General features: G+C 58.5%; 15 protein-coding genes, 1 pseudogene and 1 other annotated feature. Of the genes and pseudogenes, 10 read left to right on the top strand and 6 right to left on the bottom strand.

The genetic code is table 11. The annotated features are described in order from the left end of the window. Positions 1-48: 48 nt before the first annotated feature. The 3 genes and pseudogenes from tsaB to ACTG2T_RS19980 all read right to left on the bottom strand — a co-directional run bounded on the left by tsaB (position 49) and on the right by ACTG2T_RS19980 (position 3,072). The gene (gene tsaB, locus ACTG2T_RS19990; protein WP_181281633.1) at positions 49-750 is read right to left on the bottom strand and encodes a tRNA (adenosine(37)-N6)-threonylcarbamoyltransferase complex dimerization subunit type 1 TsaB; all 702 of its coding nucleotides are present in this window, start codon (positions 748-750) and stop codon (positions 49-51) included. A 90-nt stretch (positions 751-840) separates the two neighbouring features. Beyond that, positions 841-2,759: pseudogene (locus ACTG2T_RS19985) on the bottom strand (ATP-dependent DNA helicase). A gap of 67 nt (positions 2,760-2,826) precedes the next feature. Next, a complete protein-coding gene (locus ACTG2T_RS19980) occupies positions 2,827-3,072 on the bottom strand; it encodes a hypothetical protein (RefSeq protein ID WP_047440092.1) in 246 nt (81 codons plus the stop codon). A gap of 187 nt (positions 3,073-3,259) precedes the next feature. Then, positions 3,260-3,388 (top strand) — a sequence feature (His leader region). Between the two features lie 24 nt (positions 3,389-3,412). On the opposite strand from ACTG2T_RS19980, the gene hisG reads away from it, so the two are divergent. From hisG to hisIE, 8 genes are all read left to right on the top strand, one after another. After that, a complete protein-coding gene (gene hisG / locus ACTG2T_RS19975; protein WP_005345626.1) occupies positions 3,413-4,309 on the top strand; it encodes an ATP phosphoribosyltransferase in 897 nt (298 codons plus the stop codon). A 12-nt stretch (positions 4,310-4,321) separates the two neighbouring features. Further along, the gene (gene hisD / locus ACTG2T_RS19970; RefSeq protein ID WP_330124203.1) at positions 4,322-5,647 is read left to right on the top strand and encodes a histidinol dehydrogenase; all 1,326 of its coding nucleotides are present in this window, start codon (positions 4,322-4,324) and stop codon (positions 5,645-5,647) included. After that, entirely contained in the window at positions 5,644-6,714 is a 1,071-nt protein-coding gene (gene hisC / locus ACTG2T_RS19965; RefSeq protein ID WP_330124202.1) for a histidinol-phosphate transaminase, read from the top strand. Before hisD ends, hisC begins: the two co-directional genes overlap by 4 nt. A 15-nt stretch (positions 6,715-6,729) precedes the next feature. Then, a complete protein-coding gene (hisB, locus tag ACTG2T_RS19960) occupies positions 6,730-7,839 on the top strand; it encodes a bifunctional histidinol-phosphatase/imidazoleglycerol-phosphate dehydratase HisB (RefSeq protein ID WP_236316942.1) in 1,110 nt (369 codons plus the stop codon). Then, on the top strand, positions 7,839-8,480 hold the full coding sequence (gene hisH, locus ACTG2T_RS19955) for an imidazole glycerol phosphate synthase subunit HisH (protein ID WP_330124201.1): 642 nt from the start codon (positions 7,839-7,841) through the stop codon (positions 8,478-8,480). The genes hisB and hisH overlap by 1 nt, the downstream gene beginning before the upstream one ends. 5 nt (positions 8,481-8,485) lie before the next feature. Beyond that, a complete protein-coding gene (gene hisA / locus ACTG2T_RS19950; RefSeq protein ID WP_236316944.1) occupies positions 8,486-9,247 on the top strand; it encodes a 1-(5-phosphoribosyl)-5-[(5-phosphoribosylamino)methylideneamino]imidazole-4-carboxamide isomerase in 762 nt (253 codons plus the stop codon). Next, complete coding sequence (hisF, locus tag ACTG2T_RS19945; RefSeq protein WP_111901492.1) at positions 9,247-10,020, top strand: imidazole glycerol phosphate synthase subunit HisF; 774 nt, start codon at positions 9,247-9,249, stop codon at positions 10,018-10,020. Before hisA ends, hisF begins: the two co-directional genes overlap by 1 nt. Before the next feature lie 128 nt (positions 10,021-10,148). Further along, positions 10,149-10,769: a bifunctional phosphoribosyl-AMP cyclohydrolase/phosphoribosyl-ATP diphosphatase HisIE gene (gene hisIE / locus ACTG2T_RS19940; protein ID WP_330124200.1), complete on the top strand. Its 621-nt coding sequence runs from the start codon at positions 10,149-10,151 to the stop codon at positions 10,767-10,769. 33 nt (positions 10,770-10,802) lie between these two features. On the opposite strand, the gene ACTG2T_RS19935 is transcribed toward hisIE, so the two are convergent. Beyond that, positions 10,803-12,332 carry a KAP family P-loop NTPase fold protein gene (locus ACTG2T_RS19935; protein ID WP_330124199.1) on the bottom strand — a complete coding sequence of 510 codons (1,530 nt, stop codon included), beginning with the start codon at positions 12,330-12,332 and terminating at the stop codon, positions 10,803-10,805. A 354-nt stretch (positions 12,333-12,686) separates the two neighbouring features. Here ACTG2T_RS19935 and ACTG2T_RS19930 point away from each other — a divergent pair, with 354 nt between their 5' ends. Continuing rightward, on the top strand, positions 12,687-13,976 hold the full coding sequence (locus ACTG2T_RS19930) for a sensor domain-containing diguanylate cyclase (protein WP_330124198.1): 1,290 nt from the start codon (positions 12,687-12,689) through the stop codon (positions 13,974-13,976). 86 nt (positions 13,977-14,062) lie between these two features. Here ACTG2T_RS19930 and ACTG2T_RS19925 read toward each other — a convergent pair whose 3' ends face one another. After that, positions 14,063-15,685 carry an acyl-CoA synthetase gene (locus tag ACTG2T_RS19925; RefSeq protein ID WP_330124197.1) on the bottom strand — a complete coding sequence of 541 codons (1,623 nt, stop codon included), beginning with the start codon at positions 15,683-15,685 and terminating at the stop codon, positions 14,063-14,065. A 665-nt stretch (positions 15,686-16,350) separates the two neighbouring features. Between ACTG2T_RS19925 and ACTG2T_RS19920 the strand changes: the two genes are divergently transcribed. Beyond that, positions 16,351-17,877 (top strand): YfcC family protein, encoded by a 1,527-nt coding sequence (locus tag ACTG2T_RS19920; RefSeq protein WP_330124196.1) that lies wholly within the window; start codon positions 16,351-16,353, stop codon positions 17,875-17,877. Between the two features lie 61 nt (positions 17,878-17,938). On the opposite strand, the gene ACTG2T_RS19915 is transcribed toward ACTG2T_RS19920, so the two are convergent. Then, entirely contained in the window at positions 17,939-18,127 is a 189-nt protein-coding gene (locus ACTG2T_RS19915; RefSeq protein WP_111901154.1) for a hypothetical protein, read from the bottom strand. Between the last annotated feature and the right edge of the window lie 183 nt (positions 18,128-18,310).

The following is an 18,310-nucleotide window of genomic DNA, read 5'->3' as shown; positions in this document are numbered from 1 at the left end:
TTGCAGCTGATGAGCGGCAAGAGCGACATGCTGTCAGTGCTCCTGCCCTTATTCGCGACCCGGCAGTTTTTTCCAGGTCACCTTGTCACGCAAATAAACCGGCGTCGCCTGCTCCACCGGCACAGCCTCCCCCGCCAGCCAGGCGGCGCGGGCCAGCGGCAGCATGTCCTCTGCCGCCGGGAAGCGCACCTGGCTCACCGCCAGCTCATCGGCCAGACCACTCAGGGTCTCGCCATAGGTTTCAAAACCGGTGCCGACGCAGGTCACAGGGCCCGCCAGCTTGCCACGGACGTCAACCAGCGCCGCGGGATCGCTCACCACCTCGTCACCCACCAGCTGCATGCGGCCATCAATCAGCTCATAGCGGCCGAAATAGACCTCGTTCATCCGGGCATCGATGGCGGTCAGCACCTGCTCGGCGCCATCCAGTCGATAGGCGCCTTGCGCCATGGCGGCCAGGGTCGAGATGCCAATCAGCGGCACACCCGCACCAAACGCCAGACCTTGCGCCACACTGATGCCGATCCGCACGCCGGTAAAGGAGCCCGGGCCGCGACCGAACGCAATGGCATCGAGGTCACTCAAACTTATCCCGGCATCCTCTAACACAGCCTGAACCATGGGCAGGATTTTTCGGGTGTGATCCCGTGGCGCCTCCTCCCAGCGGGAGAACAGCTTGTCACCCACCAGCAAGGCGGCGGAGCAGGCTTCGGTGGCGGTATCAACGGCCAGGATCTTCAACTCGTTCATGCTTTCCAATCTCTATAAAATCAGTCAATTACATAACCGGCAAGCGAGATATGCTCACCCGTTGTTCAAATCTGTTAGCTGGCGGCACACTTATTCACCGCGTTCAGTGCGATCGAAAAAACTCCCCAACGTTCCCAATTCCCGGGTACGGGGGATGGCGGGCAGACTCTTGATAAAAGTGGCGCCATAAGGTTTGTTGACCATTCGGGGATCACATATCACCAGCACCCCGTGATCTGTGCGATCACGAATAAGCCGCCCCACCCCCTGTTTGAGGGCAATCACCGCCTTGGGCAACTGCAGCTCGGCGAAGGGATCACCCCCCTTGAGCTTGCAATCATCCACCCGCGCCTTGAGCAGCGGATCATCGGGACTGGCAAACGGCAGTTTGTCGATGATAACACACGACAACGCAGCCCCTCGCACGTCGATCCCCTCCCAGAAGCTACTGGTCGCCACCAGCACGGCGCGGCCATTCTCGACAAACTCCTTGAGCAGCCGCTGCTTGTTGTCCTCCCCCTGCAACAAGACGGTTCGGCCAATCTCCCGGCGCAGCACCTCGGCCACCTGACGCATCACCTGATGGCTGGTGCAGAGGAAGAAACAGCCACCCGGCGTCTTGTTGATGAGGGGAATCATCAGATTGCCAGCTGCTCGCCGCGACCAAAGGCGTTGGGCTCCGGCAGATAGCGGGGCACACAGAGCCGCGCCTGCTCGCCATAGTCGAACGGGCTGTCGAGAATAAGCTCAGCACTGCCCGCCAGTCCCAGCTCGGCCTTGAAGTGGTCAAAACGCATATCCACCGTCAGGGTGGCGGAGGTGAAGACCCAGGCCACTTCCGCTCTTTGCACCTCGGCACTGAATCGCTCGGCCACCGAAAGCGGCGTCAGATTGAGGGTGAAATGAAGCCGTGAGCAGTCGTACCAGTAGGAGAAACCGGTCTGGTTGACCGCCAGCACTTCACCCAGGCGGGTGCGCAGTTCACTGATGCGCTCGAAGGCGTGATCCAGCTGCTCGCCACGGCCAAGAGCGAGTTTCAGCACCTCGTAGCAGAGCCCGATGGCATCGTTAAGACGAGCCAAAGCCTGCCCCCAGAGCTGCTGGCGCAGCATGTCGCGGGTATTACCACGACCGCCATCCACCCCGAAGGCGAGCCGCAGATCCTGACTGGCGATAGCGAGCCGGTCCGCCGCCTTGCCGAGCTGGGCCATGTCGTGGGCTTCGGCCCGATAGGCAAGCTGGATATCCTGCGCCAAATCCTGAATCGTTCGGCTGCCCACCGACTTGCCGAAGTAGTTGGTGGCGATCTCCGGCAGCTGATGTGCCTCGTCAAAGACATAGACTTGCGCTTCGGGCACCAACTCACCAAATCCGGTGTCTTTCACCGCCATATCGGCGAAGAAGAGGTGGTGGTTGATCACCACCACCTGGGCGTCCATGGCGCGGCGTCGTGCCACCACCAGATGGCAGTCGTCGTAATAGGGGCAGTCGCGACCGAGGCAGTTATCGTTGGTGCTGGTGACGTGGGCGAGGATCTCGGCGTTCTCCTGCAATCCCGGAATATCCCCCACATCGCCGTTATCGGTAGCAGTGGACCAGGATTTGACCTTCACCAGATCGTTGAGAATTTCAGGCTTTTGCAGATGGGATTCGCTCAAGAGCCGGTTCATCCGCTCGATGCAGAGATAGTTGCTGCGCCCCTTGAGCAAGGCCACCGGCGGGGTGTAGGAGAGCGCCCCTGTGATGGTCGGGAGATCCCGATAGAAGAGCTGCTCCTGCAGGTTCTTGGAGCCGGTGCTGATCACCACCCGCTTGCCGGACTCCAGCGCAGGCACCAAATAGGCGTAGGTCTTGCCGGTACCGGTCCCCGCCTCCACCAACAGACGGCCACCACTTTTGATGGCGCGCGCGACCGCTTCGGCCATCTCCAGTTGGGGAGCGCGGGCTTTGAAACCGTCGATATGGCTGGCCAGAGGGCCATCTGGCTTGAACAGGGTCTGGATGGTCAAAAGGGCGTCCCGCAGCAAAAGCGGCCATTATGCCAAAAGCGCGGCAAAAGCGGGACAGATAATCTGCCTAGACGAACAGATCGATCTGATGCTCGGGGTCCGGCTTGTGATCGCCCTCTTCCGCCTTGGGCTGATCACGTTTGGCTGGCGTGTTATATGCCTGCTGGCGCTGCTGGGAGTCACTGTTGTCAGTGCTGGTCTTGCGCAGCTGGTGCTTTTTGCTGATCTGGTTCACTTCCCGCTTGATCTCTTCGCTGCCGGGCGCAGCGGGCGCCCGGGGCAAAATGGGGAACAACAGGTCCTGGCTGGGCATGATGGCGACTCCTGCAGGGGTTATTGTCTAGTTATCGACCAGAAAACCGTTTTCGCCACTTTAATCGATCAAATCACAATTTCGGGTTGCATTTTCTGTCAAGGCAGGTAGTTTAAATCAGGCGTCAATTACGACATCTTATTTTGTAAAGGATTGATTACATGAAGTTCACCACCCTGAAGACTCATCACCACCATCATCATCCCGACTAGTCTTTCAGGAGGTTGACTGCTGGAAGACACTTAACTGGTGACTTCCAAAAGGACCGCAAGATTCATAAACCCTCGGAAGCACCCACTTCCGAGGGTTTTTTCGTTTTTGACTAGAAGGAAATCGAGCAATGGAAACACAACGTCTGCGTATCGCCATGCAAAAGTCCGGTCGTCTGAGCCAGGACTCCCAAGCCCTGTTCAAGAGCTGTGGTCTGAAAATCAACCTGCGCGAGCAGCGCCTTATCGCCCATGTCGAGAACATGCCCATCGATATCCTGCGGGTGCGTGATGACGATATCCCGGGTCTGGTGATGGAAGGGGTGGTCGACCTTGGCATCATCGGCGAGAACGTGCTGGAAGAGGTGCAGCTTATTCGCGCTTCACAGGGACTGCCCTTCGAGGTCAAAACCCTCAAGCAGCTGGACTTTGGCGGCTGCCGCCTCTCGCTGGCGGTGCCGGAAGATGTGAACTACACAGGGCCAGCTAGCCTTGCCGGCAAGCGCATCGCGACCTCCTATCCCGGGCTGCTCAAGCGCTTCTTTGACGAAAAGGGCCTTGGCTTCAAGAGCGTGATGCTGGGCGGCTCGGTGGAAGTGGCACCCCGCGCAGGCCTGGCCGATGCCATCTGCGATCTGGTCTCCACCGGCGCGACCCTGGAAGCCAATGGCCTCAAAGAGGTGGAGGTGATCTACCGCTCCAAGGCGGTACTGGTCCAGGCCCCCAACCCCTTGTCTGATGCCAAACAGAAGCTCATCGACAAACTGCTGCCCCGCATTCAGGGGATGCAGCAGGCCCGCGAGAGCAAATACATCATGCTGCACGCCCCCAAAGACAAGCTCGATGCCATCACCGATCTGCTGCCGGGTGCCGAGCGCCCCACCATCATGCAACTGGCCGGTGACACCAATCAGGTGGCCCTGCACGTCGTCTCCAGCGAGACCCTGTTCTGGGAGACCATGGAGCAGCTCAAGGCCCTCGGCGCCAGCTCCATTCTGGTGCTGCCCATCGAAAAAATGATGGAATAAGGAAGGGACATCATGCAGACCCTGATCTGGAAGACCCTCTCCCCTGCCCAGCAGGCCGACGTGCTGACTCGGCCCGCCCTCAATGACGAGGCGGATATCGGCGCCGTAGTGCGGGATATCATCGCCGCGGTGCGTAGCCGTGGCGATGAGGCCCTGCGCGAGCTGAGCCTGCGCTTCGAGCGTGCCCCCCGTGAGCAGTTGCGCGTCAGCGAAGATGAGATTGAAGCTGCATGCGCGCGGCTGGATGACGACATCAAAAATGCCATCGAAGCGGCCATTGCCAATATTCGCACCTTCCACGCCGCGCAAGTGCAGCCGGTGGTACGGGTAGAAACCCAGCCCGGGGTGGTGTGCGAGCTGCGCACCCAACCCATCAGTCGAGTCGGCCTCTATGTGCCGGGGGGCAGCGCGCCGCTCCCCTCCACCGTGATGATGCTGGCCATTCCGGCTGCTATCGCCGGTTGCCGTGAAGTGGTGCTCTGCACCCCGTCCCCCGCCAGCGACGAGATCCTGTTTGCCGCCCGCGCCTGCGGCGTCGAGAAGGTGTTCGCCATTGGCGGCGCCCAGGCCATCGCCGCCATGGCGTACGGCACAGAGAGCATTCCCAAAGTGGACAAGATCTTCGGCCCGGGCAACGCCTATGTGACCGAGGCCAAGGGGCAGGTATCCCGCGACTGGCGCGGCGCCGCCATCGATATGCCAGCCGGCCCCTCCGAGGTGCTGGTGATCGCCGACGAGAGCGCCAACCCGGCGTTCGTGGCAGCAGATCTGCTCTCCCAGGCCGAGCATGGCCCCGACAGTCAGGTTGTGCTGGTGACTACCTCGCCCCTGCTGGCCGATGCCATCGCTGGCGAAATCAAGAGCCAGCTGGCCAAGTTGAGCCGCCGCGATATCGCCGCCCAGGCGCTCGGCAGCAGTCTGGTGATCCTCTGTGACGATCTGGCCGAGGCGTGTGCCATCTCCAACGCCTACGCGCCGGAGCACCTGATTGTGCAGACCCAGTCACCCCGCGAGCTGCTGGACCAGCTTGAAAACGCCGGTTCCATCTTCCTGGGAGCATGGACGCCCGAGTCAGTCGGCGATTACGCCAGCGGCACCAACCACACCTTGCCCACCTATGGCTATGCCCGCACCTGCTCGAGCCTTGGCCTCGCCGATTATCAGCGCCGCTACACGGTGCAGGAGCTGAGCGAGCGCGGCATTCAGGGCCTTGGCCCCATCGTCGAGCGTATCGCCCAGGCCGAGAGGCTCGATGGCCACAAGAACGCCGTGACGCTGAGATTGAACGCCCTGGTCGCCGCGCCCCAACCAACAGCACAGCAGAAGGATTTGTCATGAGCATTGCCAATCTGGCGCGCCGCGTGGTGCGGGCCCTCACCCCTTATCAATCCGCCCGCCGCATCGGCGGCAAGGGCCACGTCTGGCTCAACGCCAATGAGGCGCCGCAGGCCTATCCCTTTACCATCGAGGGGAGCCGCCTCAACCGCTACCCCGAGTGCCAACCGGCCGAGGTGGTGAACAGCTATGCCGCCTACGCCGGGGTCAATCCCGATCAGGTACTGGTGAGCCGCGGCGCCGACGAGGCCATCGAGCTGCTTATTCGCACCTTCTGCGAAGCGGGTGAAGATCAGATCCTCATCTGCCCGCCCACCTACGGCATGTACGCCATCAGCGCCGAGACCTGTGGCGTTGGCATCGTCGAACAGCCGCTGACCGCCAGCCGCCAACCGGACTGGCCCGCCATCGCCGATCGCCTGTCCGACGTGAAACTGGTGTTTCTCTGCTCCCCCAACAACCCCACCGGGGATCTGGTGGGTCGCGACGGCCTCATCGCCCTGCTGGAAAAAGCTCGGGATCGCGCCATCGTGGTGGTGGACGAGGCCTATATCGAGTTCTGCCCCGAGGCGTCCGTGGTGGACCTGCTGGCCCGCTTCCCCAATCTGGTGGTGACCCGCACCCTCTCCAAAGCCTTTGCTCTGGCGGGGATCCGCTGCGGCTTTACGCTGGCAAGCCCCGAGGTGATCGCCATGCTGGCCAAGGTGATCGCCCCCTATCCCATCCCCGAGCCCATCGCCCAGATCGCGGCGCAGGCACTCTCCCCCATGGGGCTGGAGCTGATGCGCGAGCGAGTAATAGAGCTCAACAAGCAAAAAGCCGCCTTCAAGGCAGAGCTGGCAACGCTTGCCTGCGTGAAGGAAGTATTCGAAGACAAGGGCAACTTCGTGCTGGTGCGCTTTGTTGATGGCGCCGCCGTCTTTGCCGCCATGAAGGCCGCTGGCATCATACTGCGGGATTTCTCCAGCAAGCCGGGTCTGGACAACAGCATTCGCGTCACCATCGGCTATCAGGGCGAGATGGATGCCGTGCTGGCGATACTGCGTGATATGCCCTCTCCCACTTTGTAAGACAAGGATGTAGCGATGAAGACCCCGTTTTTGTTTATCGACCGCGACGGCACCCTGATTGAAGAGCCAGTGACCGACAAGCAGGTGGATAGCCTCGCCAAACTTCGCTTCGAGCCCATGGTCATTCCGGTGCTGCGCGAGTTGCAGGCCGCCGGTTACGTGCTGGTGATGGTGACCAACCAGGATGGGTTGGGCACCGCCAGCCTGCCGCTGGAAAACTTCCAGCCACCCCACGACCTGATGATGCACCTGTTTGAATCGCAAGGGGTGAAGTGGGAGCAGGTGCTGATCTGCCCGCACTTCCCCACCGACGGTTGCAGCTGCCGCAAGCCCCACCTCGGGCTGGTAAAGGAGTATCTCGCCTCGGGTCGCATCGACTTTGCCAACTCCTTCGTGATTGGCGATCGCCAGACCGATCTGCAGCTGGCCGAGAACATGGGCATTGGCGGTATTCGCTACCACCCGCAGGATCACAACTGGCTCGCCATCCGTGATCAGCTACTGTCCAAGGGGCGTGTGGCCGAGGTTGAGCGTTACACCAAGGAGACCCGTATTGAGGTGGCGCTTGACTTGGATAAGAGCGGTGGCAACCAGATTGCCACCGGCATCGGCTTCTTTGATCACATGCTGGATCAGATCGCCACCCACGCCGGTTTCCAGCTCAAGCTGAACGTCAGCGGTGATCTGCATATCGACGATCACCACACGGTAGAGGATGTGGGGCTGGCGCTGGGTCAGGCGCTGCGTCAGGCCCTTGGCAACAAGCGCGGCATCGGCCGTTTCGGCTTCGTGCTGGCGATGGACGAGGTGCAGGCGGTAATCGATGCGCGCCCGCTGACCGAGCAGGAGGTGAGCACAGCGCTGGACTTGAGCGGTCGCCCCTACTTCGTGTTTGACTGCCCGAGCGGCTTTGGCCGCGACAACGTGGGCGAGATGGCCACCGAGATGGTGCCCCACTTCTTCCGCTCGCTGTCGGACGCCATGGCCATCACCTTGCAGATGAAGGTGGGCAGCGGCAATACCCACCATCAGGTAGAGGCGCTGTTCAAGGGCTTTGGCCGCGCCCTGCGTCAGGCCATTCGGGTGGAAGGGATCGAGCTTCCCTCCAGCAAGGGAGTGCTGTGATGGATATGAGCAAGCAGAAGCTGGTCATTATCGACACCGGCTGCGCTAACCTCGCCTCGGTGCGCATGGCATTCGAGCGCCTCGGCGTGCAGCCGCGGGTCTCCCGCGAGGCAGCCGACATCGAAGCGGCGGACAAGCTGATCCTGCCCGGCGTCGGCACCGCAGTGGCCGCCATGAAGAATCTCAACGAACGGGGGTTGGTGCCGCTCATTCGCGCCGCCAAGCAGCCGCTGCTGGGTTTTTGCCTCGGCATGCAGATGCTGGCGGAAGCGTCCGAAGAGAGCATGGCTACCGATGGCAAGGCCCATGCCTTGATCGATTGTCTTGGCATAGTACCGGGCAGGATCAAGCTGATGGAGGTGGGCAACCTGCGTTTGCCCCACATGGGCTGGAACCAGATTGAGCACGACGAGAGCCATCCTCTGCTCAAGGGGATCCCGAGCGGCAGCTACTTCTACTTCGTGCACTCCTATGCGCTGGAGGTAACCGAAGCGACGCTGGCGACCTGCGACTACGGCCAGCCGTTTACCGCCATCGTCGGTGGGGTTGCAGAGCACAGCAACTTCTTTGGCGCCCAATTCCACCCGGAGCGCTCAGGCGCAGCCGGTGCCCGTTTGCTGCAAAATTTTCTGGAGCTGTGACTAGCATGATCATTCCCGCAATTGACCTTATCAACGGTCAGGTAGTTCGCCTCTATCAGGGGGACTACGAGCAGAAGACCGAATACAGCAGCAGCCCGCAGGCCCGCTTCGACGAATATGTCTCTCAGGGGGCGGTGCAGCTCCATCTGGTGGATCTGGACGGTGCCAAGGATGCCAAGGCGCGCCAGTTGCCCCTGCTGACCCAACTGCTGTCAGCCACCGAAGCGCCGGTGCAGGTCGGCGGCGGCGTGCGTACCGAACAGGATGTGGCGGATCTGCTGGCCGCCGGTGCCAGCCGGGTGGTGATTGGCTCCACCGCCGTCAAATCTCCGGATCTGGTGGCGAGCTGGATGGAGAAATATGGCCCCGAGCAGATCGTGCTGGCGCTGGACGTCAATATCGATGATCAGGGCAATCGCCATATCGCGGTGGCGGGCTGGCAGGAGAACAGCGGCGTGACCATCGAGGCGCTGATCGAGCGCTTCCTCCCCGCCGGGCTCAAGCATGTGCTCTGTACCGACATCAGCCGTGACGGCACCCTGGCTGGCACCAACGTCGAGCTCTATCGGGATCTCTGCGCCCGCTACCCGAGCGTCGCCTTTCAAGCCTCCGGCGGCATTGGCGGCATCGCGGATATCGAGGCGCTCAAGGGCTCCGGCGTCAAGGGGATCATCCTTGGCCGCGCCCTGCTGGAGGGAAAATTCTCGGTGGGTGACGCCATCGCCTGCTGGCAAGCACCCGCTGCCGATACCACAGGAGGTAACTGATGCTGGCAAGACGCATTATCCCCTGCCTCGACGTGAAAGATGGCGTGGTGGTCAAGGGGGTGCAGTTTCGCAACCACGAGGTGATGGGCGGCATTGTCGAGCTGGCGCGCCGCTACGCCGAGGAAGGCGCTGACGAGCTGGTGTTCTATGACATCACCGCCTCCAGCGATGCCCGGGTAGTGGACAAGAGCTGGGTGAGCCGGGTAGCGGAGGTGATCGATATCCCCTTCTGCGTCGCCGGTGGCATCAAGAGCGTGGAAGATGCCCGCCAGATCCTCGAATTTGGCGCCGACAAGGTCTCCATAAACTCTCCGGCGCTGGCCGACCCGACCCTCATCAGCCGACTGGCCGAGCGCTTTGGCGTGCAGTGCGTGGTGGTGGGCATTGACTCCTACTTCGACGCCGACACGGGCCACTATCAGGTCAAACAGTTTACCGGTGACGAGAGTCGCACCCGCACCACCGCCTGGCACACCCTCGATTGGGTGCAGGAGGTGCAAAAGCGCGGCGCGGGCGAAATCGTGCTGAACGTGATGAATCAGGACGGCATGCGCCAAGGTTATGATCTCGAGCAGCTCAAGCTGGTGCGCAGCGTCTGCAAGGTGCCGCTGATCGCCTCCGGCGGCGCCGGTGCCATGGCGCACTTTCGCGATGCCTTTACCCTCGCCGACGTGGACGGGGCGCTGGCCGCCTCTGTGTTCCACAAGGGCCTTATCCCCATTCCCGAATTGAAACGCTGGCTGAAAACCGAAGGAGTCGCCATCCGTGAGTAATTTCTCTGAAAATGCACAAACAACCGCCAGCGCGCGCCCTCTTGCCGAGCAGCTCGACTGGGAAAAATGTAAATGCGCCATGATCCCCCGCCCTGAGTGCCGGTCTGATAATAGAGGAGCCGATACCCGTGCATAATTCCAACTTATTAATTGAACAGCTCGACTGGGAAAAATGCGACGGCATGATCCCCGCCATCGTCCAGCATGCCGCCAGCGGCGAGGTGCTGATGCAGGGCTTTATGACCCGCGAAGCGCTGGAGAAGACCCAGACTACCGGTCAGGTCACCTTCTTTAGCCGCAGCAAACAGCGGCTCTGGACCAAGGGTGAAAGCTCGGGCAATGTGCTCCAACTCGTGGCCATCAGCACCGACTGTGATCAGGACTCCCTGCTGATCGCCGCCAACCCCGTCGGCCCCACCTGCCACAAGGGGACAACCTCCTGTTTTAACGGCCACCCGCTGCCGCCGCTCGGTTTTCTGGCTGAGCTGGAACGGATCCTGGCCGCCCGCAAAGGGGCCGATCCGGCCACCAGCTACACTGCCAGCCTCTATGGCAAGGGCACCAAGCGCATCGCCCAGAAGGTAGGTGAAGAGGGTGTTGAAGTGGCGCTGGCCGCCATGGCCAAGGATCGGGAGGAGCTCATCAACGAATCCGCCGATCTGCTCTACCACCTGACCGTGCTGCTGCAAAACGAAGGGCTGGGATTACAGGATGTCGTTCAGCGGCTTTATGAGCGGCACAATAAATAAACTGATAATAAAGCCGGGATTTCCCGGCTTTATTTAGTCAAGATGCACAGCCAGCTCAACTAAATTTTTATACGTTGTTAAACGTCGCTCCAATAGTGAGAGTTCCTTTTCTGCCAAAATAGTATTTTCTTCTACAGTCAAATTTCGCATTCGCTTAACACAATCTTTTGCTAACGTGATAAAACGATATGAACACTCATCATCTGAAGTCGATTTCAATAGACTTCCATAAGAAATGGCTAACATATTTTTTAATGAAACCATATATATTCCATCTATAAAAGGATTTAGATATCGTTCATGATCGACATCCTCAATATAACTTCCTATTGCACTCCCTGCTTTTATAAAACATTGAAAATGTTGTTCTTCATACTCACTTGTAAGAGTATTGAAACCTTTTAGCTTAGGATGGTTATCTGTCGTAGGCATTTTGCCATCCGCTACAGCCCGATAATCTTCATTATTTTTCTCGCATAGAGAGAACAGATAGACAAGAAAAATCAGATTTAATGTGCAACCTTCGTAATTAACGATGGAAGCAATCGTTCGGTCCAACACTTGCTCTGTTCTTCTTAAGCTCAATGAAAAATGATCACAGACAGCTGTTAATACATTTACCAACACTTGACTATCAGTTATTTTCGGCCATGCATTGATATGCTCAAAATGCAATTTTTTATCTACAATTGCCTGCTGAATAAACTCTCGTCGAGAGATACTGCCTAACGTAAATCGTCTATGAAAAAATCGGCCAAGATAACTTTCTGCATCAAAACCATCGCCATAAATTACCTTGATAGCATGCTGTAACTGCTCGGTATCGGTTGCAAGTACAAACACCACGCCGCGAATATCAAAAATATGTTTTATGGTCTCCAGCATTTCTACCGCATAGGAGGGGCGACAGCGATCCAGCTCATCAATCAGAATAAAGGCGGGATAGTCCAATCGACCTTGGCCATCCAATTGGTCTAAGTTTGCTGAAACCGCAGCTTCAACCCATTGCCGAATTTCTTGTTTAAGATACTGGATAGATTCATAACGCTCTTTGTGATTGCTACAAAGCGTATCAACCAGCTTATCTGCATCTTCGCCTTCCACAGAAAAATCACTATCTTCCCATCCAGCTTTTTTAATGGCTGACTTGAGCACCAATTTTCCGCCCACCTTTAGCAAACCCAATAGTTTGGACTTGATGCCATCAGGTATTGAAACCTTATTTCCTGTTGCATCTCTCAATTGCTCGATAATCGACGAAATCACCGTCAATAAGGGATCGTCGGAAAAGTCCTGTTGCCAGGCGTCGATATAGACCGTGGGATAGTGCGCTTTCAGCTCCATATACCAACGCTTGATAAACCAGGTTTTACCCGCCCCCCACTCGGCATTGAGATTGAGCACATAGTTGCGCTGCGTGCCTTCGGCTGCGAGGTAGTTGGTCAGAAACTCGGCATAGCGGGCACGTTCCAGCCGATCACCAGCCAACTCTTCACCGCCCGCAATGGCCCCCGGCCCGTCCCACTGAACTGCGTCATCCCAATTAAACGGTGCCACTGCCATCTCGTATCTCTCCTTATTACGTTGCTGAGGATGATATCAGGGGCACAGTGAAAATAGTTTGATTAAAGACCTGTTTGTTGCCCTTTCTGCCGCTCGGGCTGGCGTATTTGACTGCCGGGCAATTGCTCTGCTGCTGGCCCACGATGCCGGGCCGATATAGGTGGGACGGTTATCTGCATAGCCACGGACTCAGTTGATTTCCTTTGACCACACCAACGATGACAATCGTGTGACATGGCGCAGAACTTGCGGAAATAAACACGAAATATGGCCTGTTCAGTGCTTAATTTAAACCGTTGGTACATATATTCGCGCGGTATACAACGACTCCATTGACCAAGGATGGTTAACCCCATGAAGGATGAACCCTTCTCTATCCAGTTACAGCATGAGCTGGATCACCTCAAAGCCATCTTCAACGAGACGGACGCCTACATGTTCACCAAGGATCTGGCGGGCCGTTACACCTATGCCAATCAGGCGGTGCTGGATCTCTTTGGCTGCACCCTCGTCGAGTTGCAGGGGCAGGATGATCGGGCTTTTTTTGATCTCGAATTCTCGGATGCGATTAAGCGCAACGACCAACTGGTACTGGAGCAGCAGCTCGCCCTCGCCCAGGAGGAGATCAACTACCTCAAAACCACAGGGGAAAAGCGCTGCTACTGGACCGTTAAAAAGCCCATGTATGACCGGGACGGCAACCTGATCGGCCTGTGCGGCATCTCCACCGATATCACCGAACACAAGCTGATTGAGGCCCGCATGGCGGAGCAGCATCAGCTGCTGGAAATCATCCTCGCCAACGTGGATGCCCATATCTATATGAAGGACAGCCTGCACCGCTTTCTCTACGTCAACCAAAAGGTCGCCGACCTGCTGGGCCTTCCTGCCGAGCAGATCATCAACCGGCGCGATGATGAGGTGATACCCGCGGCCAGCGCCTGCCAGCTGTGGCGACTGGACAACCGGGTATTCGAAACCGGCGAGCTGCAAGCCGGGGAAGAGATGTTGACCGATCCCGAGGGAAATCAGCACTACTACTGGTCGGTCAAGGTGCCCTTTCTGTTGGGGGATGGCACTCCCACCCTGATCGGTATCTCCTCCGACATTACCGAACTGCACCAGCTCAAGGAGCAGCTGCACCAGCAGTCGGTGCGCGATGGCCTCACCGGTCTCTACAACCGCCGTTTCTTTTTCGAAATGTGCGAGAAGAACCTCAGTCTGGACATGCGCCACCACCTTACCTCGGTGCTGATGGTGCTGGATGTGGATCAGTTCAAGTGCATCAACGATCGCTTCGGTCATCCCCTTGGGGATAGCGCGCTGGTGCATCTGGGCAGGGTGATGCAATCGGTGCTGCGCAGCGAAGATGTGCTGGCCCGCATCGGCGGTGACGAGTTTGCCATCTTGCTGCCCAACACCACCCTCTTGGCCGCCGCATCCCTGGCCGAGCGGCTGCGCCTGCAGGTGATGCAAAGCCCGCTGCCCCTGCCAGATGGAGATAAGCTGGTCATCACCATCAGCGCCGGACTGGTGGAAAATGGCGAGGGGGAGCTGATGGAGAGCCTCTACGCCCGCGCCGATCAGATGCTCTATCAGGCTAAACAGAGCGGCCGCAACTGCGTCGCCTGCAAGGCTCCCTAGCCACACAACGGGAGGGCCCGCAGCCCTCCAGCTCCCTCGTATCTCCCTCCTATGAAAGTCTGTGCTGGCTCCTTACGAACAGGCCGCTACCCCAGCTGTTTGCGCAGCACGAATTTTTGCACCTTGCCGGTCGAGGTTTTCGGCAGCGGGGTGAAGATGATGCGTTTGGGGGCCTTGAAGTGGGCCATCTGCTCCCGGCAAAAGGCGATCAGCTCCGCCTGGGTGGTCTCTCGCCCCTCTTTCAGTTTGACGAAGGCGCAGGGCACCTCCCCCCACTTCTCATCGTGCATGGCGATCACTGCCGCTTCGTCCACATCGGGATGACGATAGAGCACGTCCTCCACCTCCAGACTGGAGATATTCTCCCCGCCGGAGATGATGATGTCCTTGGATCTGTCCTTGATCTCCACATAACCATCCGGGTGCCATACCGCCAGATCGCCACTGCGAAACCACCCCTCCGCCATCGCCTCGGCGCTGGCCGCCGGATTTTTGAGATAGCCCTTCATCACCACATTACCGCGCAGCACTATCTCCCCCATGGTTTTGCCATCTTTGGCCACCGGCTCGCCAGTGACCGGATTGATAACCCGCATCTCCCCCTGCAGAGGCGACGCAACACCCTGCCGTGCCTTGAGGCGGGAGAGCGCCGTGGCATCCTGCCCTTGCCAACTTCTTTGCGGCTCGCACAACACGCAGGGGCCATAGGTTTCGGTGAGGCCATAGACGTGGGTCACGGCGATCCCCATCGCCTCCATCCCGGCGATCACGGTGGCGGGGGGCGCAGCGCCGGCGGTCATCACCTTGATGGGGTGATCCAGCCCCTGCTTGAGCGCTGGTTCGGCATTGTTGAGCATATTGAGCACGATGGGCGCCGCGCAAAAATGGCTCACCTTGTGCTCGTGCAGCGCCTCATAAATGGCGGCGCCCTGCACATGGCGCAGGCAGACGCTCACCCCGGCGGTGGCCGCCAGCGTCCAGGGGAAGCACCAGCCGTTGCAGTGAAACATCGGCAAGGTCCAGAGATAGACGGGATGTTTGGGCAGCTCCCAGGAGAGCACGTTGTTGATGGCGTTGAGGTGGGCGCCGCGATGGTGATAGACCACCCCCTTGGGGTTGCCGGTGGTGCCGGAGGTGTAGTTAAGGGAGATAGCCTGCCACTCATCTTGGGGCAGCCAGCCGGGCTCATCGCCGTTACCAGTGGCAATAAAGGTCTCATAGTCGAGGTCACTGATAAGCGCCCCTTCCCGGTAGAGGGGATCATCGATGGCGATGACCAGCGGTTGGCTCTCCAGCAGATCCAATGCCTTGCGCACCACAGGGCCGAACTCCCTGTCCACCAGCACCACCTTGCTCTGGGCATGCTGGAAGATAAAGGCCATCGACTCGGCATCGAGCCGGGTATTGATGGTGTTGAGCACGGCGCCGCTCATGGGCACCCCGAAGTGCACTTCAAACATCGCCGGGATATTGGGCGCAACGATGGAGACGGTATCCCCCTCCCCGATGCCGCGCAGCCGCAGGGCCGAGGCCAACTGGCGGCAACGGCGGGCAGTCTCGCCCCAGCTCTGGCGCAGCGAGCCGTGGATCAGCGCTAGATAGTCGGGATAGACCCGCTCCGCCCGCCCCAGAAAGCTGATGGGGGTCAGGGCCTCGAAATTGGCGGCGGTTTTGGCAAGGTCGCGCTCATAGATGTTCTGCACTGTCATCGGATTCCTTCCTCACAGGTGGCACAAAACGGGCTGTTCCGGGATGATTCAGAGATCAGGAAGCGACATGGGCATCCTGCCCGTCACTGGTCTCTTATGGGGATGACAGCCTAACAGTGAGCCTGCGGCTGCAGGTATTAGCAAAACGTCTTAGACAGGAGCTGCCGCCTGCCAACAGGGCCCCCTGTTTTCGTTGCAAAAAATATTTCGTTACTAGAAAGCGTGCCATTTTTTTCACAGGCTGTTTTTGGCGAATGACGAAAAATGACGATGGTGGAATATTATTCCGTCAAAGCTGCTTTATATGTCACTTCATTCATCTCGGCACGCACTATTTTCATGACTTTTATTTAAGGCAAGCCGCGTAAAACGAAAGCTGAAATAGTTATTGCATAATAACTTTTATTTCATATCAGCTGTTAAATCCATGGAAAATAAATTCTGTGAGCCATCCCATAAAGCGAGCATGGCACCATGTTCATCCAGCCACGCACGGGTTACGGTTACAACGTGAAACAATCTACCGGATGTTCAATATCAGGCCAGATTTCTCGCCAATCACTACGCAATCCACAGTGGGTTTGCGTACCTTGGATGTATGACGCAGAAACCCTATCGACCCGATATTCCGCCGAGCCCAAACCTGCTTTATCAAGGAGCATTTTATGTGTGCCGTGCCGAATACCACACCACGCAGACAATTCCCTACTGCATTTACCATTCTGTTTCTTATTATGTTACTGGCCATTGCGCTGACCTGGATAATTCCGGCGGGCGCCTATGCCAAGCTATCTTATAATCCGGCCAGTGAAAGCCTGATGGTCAATAGCCCACAGGGGGAAATAAGCCGACTTCCCGCAACCCAGGATGCCCTGGCAAAACTCAATATCAATATTGCGGTGGAGCAATTTACCAACGGCACCATCCGCAAGCCCATCGCCATTCCCGGCACCTATGCCCGATTGGAGCAAGCGCCCAAGGGGTTCGGTGACGTGGCGGTCAGCATGGTCAAGGGCACCATAGAGGGGGCGGATATCATCGTCTTTATTCTGGTGCTCGGGGGGCTGATCGGCGTCATCAACAAGACAGGCGCCTTCAGTGCAGGGCTGGTGGCGTTGTCGCGCAAGACCCGGGGCAACGAGTTCCTGTTTGTGGCGCTGGTCTGCTTCGTAATGGCGCTGGGAGGCACCACCTGCGGACTGGAGGAAGAGGCGGTCGCCTTCTACCCCATACTGGTGCCCGTCTTTCTGGCGCTCGGCTATGACTCCATCGTCTGCGTGGGAGCCATCTTCCTCGCTGCCTCCATGGGCACCACCTTCTCCACCATCAATCCCTTCTCGGTGGTGATCGCCTCCAATGCCGCCGGCATTCCCTTTACCGAGGGGCTGATCTTTCGCGCCATTGGCTGTCTGGTGGGCACCCTGGTGGTGATCAGTTATCTCTACTGGTACTGCAAGAAGATCAAGGCCAACCCTGCCTTCTCCTACACCTATGAGGACAGAGAGAGTTTTCGCGCCCGTTTTCTCAAAGAGGGCTCTATGGACGAAGGGGTGCCCTTCACCCTGCGCCGCAAAATCATTCTGACCCTGTTTATCCTCGCCTTCCCGCTGATGGTGTGGGGCGTCTCCATGGCCGGTTGGTGGTTTCCGCAGATGGCGGCCTCCTTCCTGACCATCGCCATCATCATCATTTTTATCTCGGGCCTGAAAGAGAAAGAGGCGGTCGAAGCCTTCACTCAGGGGGCGTCGGAGCTGGTAGCCGTCTCGCTCATCATCGGGCTGGCACGGGGTGTCAATCTGGTGCTGGATCAGGGGATGATCTCGGACACTATTCTGGCCTACGCCTCCGATCTGGTCTCCGGCATGCATGGCGCCGTGTTCGCGGTGGCGCAGATGCTGGTGTTCACCCTGCTGGGACTGGTGGTGCCCTCCTCCTCGGGGCTCGCAGTACTCTCCATGCCCATCATGGCGCCGCTGGCAGATACTGTGATGATCCCCCGCTATATCGTGGTGTCGGCCTACAACTGGGGGCAATACGCCATGCTGTTTTTGGCCCCCACCGGACTGGTGCTGGTCACTCTGCAGATGCTCGGCATCCAGTTCAACAAGTGGGTCAAGTTCGTGCTGCCCATGGTGGGCTTTGTGCTGGGATTTGGCGCCCTGATGTTGGTAGCGCAAGTTATGTTGGCCTGATGGGCCTGTGATACATCAGTGACAACACCCCGTGCCTGGCGCGCGGGGTTTTTATTCAGCCTTAGTGGCGTACCCGCCCCTGCTGGCGGAAGCAGTAGAGTTTAAGGCTGATGTCGGCGATATCGGCGGGAAGCTCCTCTCCCTGCTCGGCCAGGGGCTGGTAGAGGGATGAGAGCAGACGCTCGGCCTGCTGCACCGTGATGATGTTGGCCTGAATGGCCGGGTTGATCCAGCTGGGTAACATTGACATATCTCCCCCTCGTTGATCCGGTGACCTCGGGTAAACGTCTTCATATCAGGTCTTACGCCGTTGTCTGCCGACCCGTTCACCCTCGGCTTCACCCAATCAAAGCAAAATGCTTGCCGTGATCTCTTATCGGCCAACATCCGATGGGGCTGGAGCCATTTATCAACCACTTGCGTGGCCATCTCA

It is taken from the genome of Aeromonas sp. 75A, from assembly GCF_051919425.1.
Lineage (GTDB): Bacteria > Pseudomonadota > Gammaproteobacteria > Enterobacterales > Aeromonadaceae > Aeromonas > Aeromonas veronii.
Note: the sequence above shows the minus strand (reverse complement) of the source record. Positions and strands in the feature narration are given on the sequence as shown.